4 protein-coding genes, 1 tRNA gene and 1 pseudogene are annotated in these 3316 nt (G+C 51.3%); 4 read left to right on the forward strand and 2 right to left on the reverse strand.

The window, feature by feature from the left end:
- The coding region (locus AC128V_RS06870; RefSeq protein WP_482763931.1) for an aldehyde dehydrogenase family protein at positions 1–779 on the reverse strand (779 nt) is incomplete at its 3' end.
- Between the two features lie 83 nt (positions 780–862).
- On the opposite strand from AC128V_RS06870, the gene AC128V_RS06875 reads away from it, so the two are divergent.
- The 4 genes from AC128V_RS06875 to AC128V_RS06890 all read left to right on the forward strand — a co-directional run bounded on the left by AC128V_RS06875 (position 863) and on the right by AC128V_RS06890 (position 2700).
- Positions 863–950, forward strand: a tRNA-Ser gene (locus AC128V_RS06875).
- Between the two features lie 47 nt (positions 951–997).
- Entirely contained in the window at positions 998–1180 is a 183-nt protein-coding gene (locus AC128V_RS06880; protein WP_482763932.1) for a hypothetical protein, read from the forward strand.
- A 167-nt stretch (positions 1181–1347) separates the two neighbouring features.
- On the forward strand, positions 1348–1707 hold the full coding sequence (locus tag AC128V_RS06885; protein ID WP_482763933.1) for a gamma-glutamylcyclotransferase family protein: 360 nt from the start codon (positions 1348–1350) through the stop codon (positions 1705–1707).
- 210 nt (positions 1708–1917) lie between these two features.
- Positions 1918–2700 (forward strand): GNAT family N-acetyltransferase, encoded by a 783-nt coding sequence (locus AC128V_RS06890; protein ID WP_482763934.1) that lies wholly within the window; start codon positions 1918–1920, stop codon positions 2698–2700.
- 330 nt (positions 2701–3030) lie between these two features.
- Here the strand turns inward: AC128V_RS06890 and AC128V_RS06895 are convergent.
- Positions 3031–3316 (reverse strand): annotated as a pseudogene (locus tag AC128V_RS06895) (hypothetical protein); the annotation flags it as partial.

The following is a 3316-nucleotide window of genomic DNA, read 5'->3' on the forward strand; positions in this document are numbered from 1 at the left end:
GCATCGGGAAGAACTAGCATGTGGTTCTTAGCTCCTCCAAGTGCCTGAACCCGCTTGCCATTCTTGGAAGCCGTTTCGTAGATGTACCTAGCGATTGGTGTTGATCCAACAAAGGAGATCGCCTGAACATCAGCATGGTTCAGAAGCCCATCTACGGCCTCCTTGTCACCATTCAAGACATTGAATACGCCGTCAGGAAGCCCAGCTTCCTTCCACAGCTCTGCCATCCAGATGGCAGCGCTGGGGTCCTTCTCACTGGGCTTTAGGACGACTGTGTTGCCAGCGGCGATTGCGACCGGGAAAAACCACATCGGCACCATTGCGGGGAAGTTGAAGGGGCTGATGATTCCAACAACGCCCAGTGGCTGGTTGAGCGAGTAGACGTCAACATTCGTTGATGCGTTCTCTGAATAAGAGCCAGTCAATAGGTGCGGTAGACCACAGGCAAACTCAACTACCTCTTGGCCTCGAGTGATCTCTCCAAGTGCATCCGAGAGCACCTTGCCGTGCTCAGAGGTGATGATTGCGGCAAGCTCAGACTTCTTGGCATTCAATAGCTCGCGGAAACTGAAAAGGACCTGTTGGCGCTTGGTGACCGAGGTGTCGCGCCAGCCTGGAAAAGCCGCCTTGGCAGCCGCAATGGTCTGGTTAATTTCGTCCTGGTTGGCAAAGCCAACCGACTTAGTTTGCTGGCCCAAGGCAGGGTCAAAGACGTGACCTTCTCTGCCTGATTTTGATTGAACTGCTGAGCCGTTAATCCAGTGAGGAACTAGCTTCATCGCTATCACCCTTTCCACCATGAACTCTACCCAAGGAACTTAGGGTTCGTTTTTGAGAGCTAATTGCGACTAGACTCGCCCTCGGAGAATTCGCCTAGTGGCCTATGGCGCACGCTTGGAAAGCGTGTTGGGTGCAAGCCCTCGGGGGTTCGAATCCCCCATTCTCCGCCAGAAAAGGACCTCTTGTAAGGGGTCCTTTTTCGTTATAGGTTCAATAAATGCCTAATACTTACTATTACGTTGATCTAAACCTAAAGACGGGGAAGCTTCTTGAGATTGGAACAACTCCCTACGCCTCACACACGGGCGATACATCTGAGACAAACGTCCACCGAGTCTTCTTGACTAAAGGTCAGTTCAACAAACTCCAAGCCAAGGCAGAATCCCTAGCCAAGCCGTAAATGGCGTAGACAGATGGCGTAGACAGCAACTTCTCAAACCAAAACCCCAGTATTTATGCGGGCAACAGGGCGGTAGTGCGAATCAAGCATTCTCCGCAGCGAAAAGCCCCAGAGCAATCTGGGGCTTTTGTCAAAACTTGCTCTACGAGTGCCCGTAGTCTGGAGAGATGAGCAAAAACCCTCCATACAGAGTTTTTTCATACGGCACGCTTCGTCAAGCCAACGTCCAAATGGCTCTATATGGTCACACGGTTCAAACAATCGAAGACACCCTCCCAGGTTGGCGTTTGGACTGGATACAAATCACGGACCCAGAGGTGATCGCGGCTTCAGGCTCCGACCGACACCCAATACTGCGTCGAAGTGATGCCTCTGAGTCAGTCAGCGGAGCCTATTTGGAACTTACTTCAGAGGAGCTCAGCGCTACCGACAACTACGAAGTCCCTGATTACGTGCGGGAGAGCGTGACGTTATCATCTGGCGTCCAAGCATTCGTTTACGTCGCCGATGAATCCGTAAATCACTAACTTGGCGTAGAAAGATGGCGTAGAAAGTGATTTGGCTAACCCTGACCCCTGTAAACATAAGGGTAGAAGGCTGGTGGTGCGAATCAAGCATTCTCCGCCATTAACTCCCTTGATTTAGAGCCTGAGAAGGCACTTTTGAGAGGGAGTTTCCTCTGTTTGTGGAGGCTCGCTTTCTGGAGTTAAATATTCTTGACTGCTAAGGGAGAGACTTTGTTTACTGTTTCACCTGGTTGGAAAACCGACCTAGACATCTTGGCTCTTAGCGGGTCAGAGATAGAAACCTTTGATGATCACCTTGTGGTGAGAACACCGACCAACCCTGAGTATCACTGGGGCAACTGTTTACTCGTGTTAGATCCGTCTTCAGTGGATGAGAGCGAGAAGTGGGTCGAAAGGTATAGGTCTGTTTTCCCAAACAACCGCTGGATTGCAATTGGGCTTCCTGAAATGCCAACTAATGCGGCAGGTTGGGCAAAGCAAGGAACCACACTTGAGCAGTTGGATGTGCTCACAGCTAGCTCTCTTCCTAAAGCACAGCCTCTCCCCGACGGATACACCTCAAGACACTTCGAAGAACAAGACTGGGACACTCTAACCCGAAGGGAAATTTCATACCTGTTGACTGAAGGTGGCTATGAACCCGCCGCTACAGAAGCATTTGCAATCGAATCTAACGCTTCGCGCCAAAGGTTATGTGCTGAGGAGAAAGCCGCCTGGTTTGGTGCGTTTTTTGAGGGTGAATTAGTTGCAAGCCTAGGAATTGTGAAGTGCGGAACAACTGCCAGATACCAGTCAGTTGAAACTAACGAGGCACATCGTCGCAAAGGACTTGCGTCCCACCTTCTTGGGCTCGCAGCATTCTGGTCAAAAGATCGGGGATGCGACAGCTGGGTGATTGTCACCGAGGAGACAAATTCTGCTGGGCGGGTTTATCGACGGGCTGGATTCACTCCTGACATTTCAGAAGTCAATGCATACAACAAGATGGCGTAGAGAGATGGCGTAGAAAGTCATTTCGAACTTGCTAACCCCAGTATTCATGCGGGCAAGAGGGTGGTAGTGCGAATCAAGCATTCTCCGCCTGCAACTCCCTTGATTTAGAGCCTCAATAGGAACTTCTGAGAGGGAGTTTTTGTTTGATTGTGCAAGTGTGTGTGCAGGTTGTTCGGCAAAAAGCGTTTTTCATCGAGAGAAAGGCGCTTTAATGAGGAAAGAGTCAGGCGCGATTGCTTGACTAATTAGCACTAAGTACCTGAGGTGTTGGGGGGACATCTAGCTCGCTAGGGTCGCCGGATCGCGATCAGTGGGAGTCTTCAGACCCAGCTAGCGCTGAAGGCTCAGAGCCAGAACATACTGCCCACCCCCGGGAGAGAGCTGGCTCTGAAACTTAAGGCTCGGTTCCAATCTCGAGAGCCTGTCGAGCAACCACTCTGATGCCTGCTCAGCGTCGCTCAGGTCGGGACAGCGGGCAATGATTTCACGCCCGCCCTTTTTCCTGAGTCTTTCTACGGTCTCAAAAATGGGAGACGGGTCAACAACAAAGATGTCTTTTGACCATGGCACGACCGGCGAGATCTTGCCCTTCATGGTGTTGCACTGCCGGTGGGCT

The organism is Aquiluna sp. (genome assembly GCF_965064355.1).

Coding starts and splice junctions, on each gene's coding strand:
- AC128V_RS06880 (WP_482763932.1), top strand. CDS start 998: ATGCCTAATACTTACTATTACGTTGATCTAAACCTAAAGACGGGGAAG.
- AC128V_RS06885 (WP_482763933.1), top strand. CDS start 1,348: ATGAGCAAAAACCCTCCATACAGAGTTTTTTCATACGGCACGCTTCGT.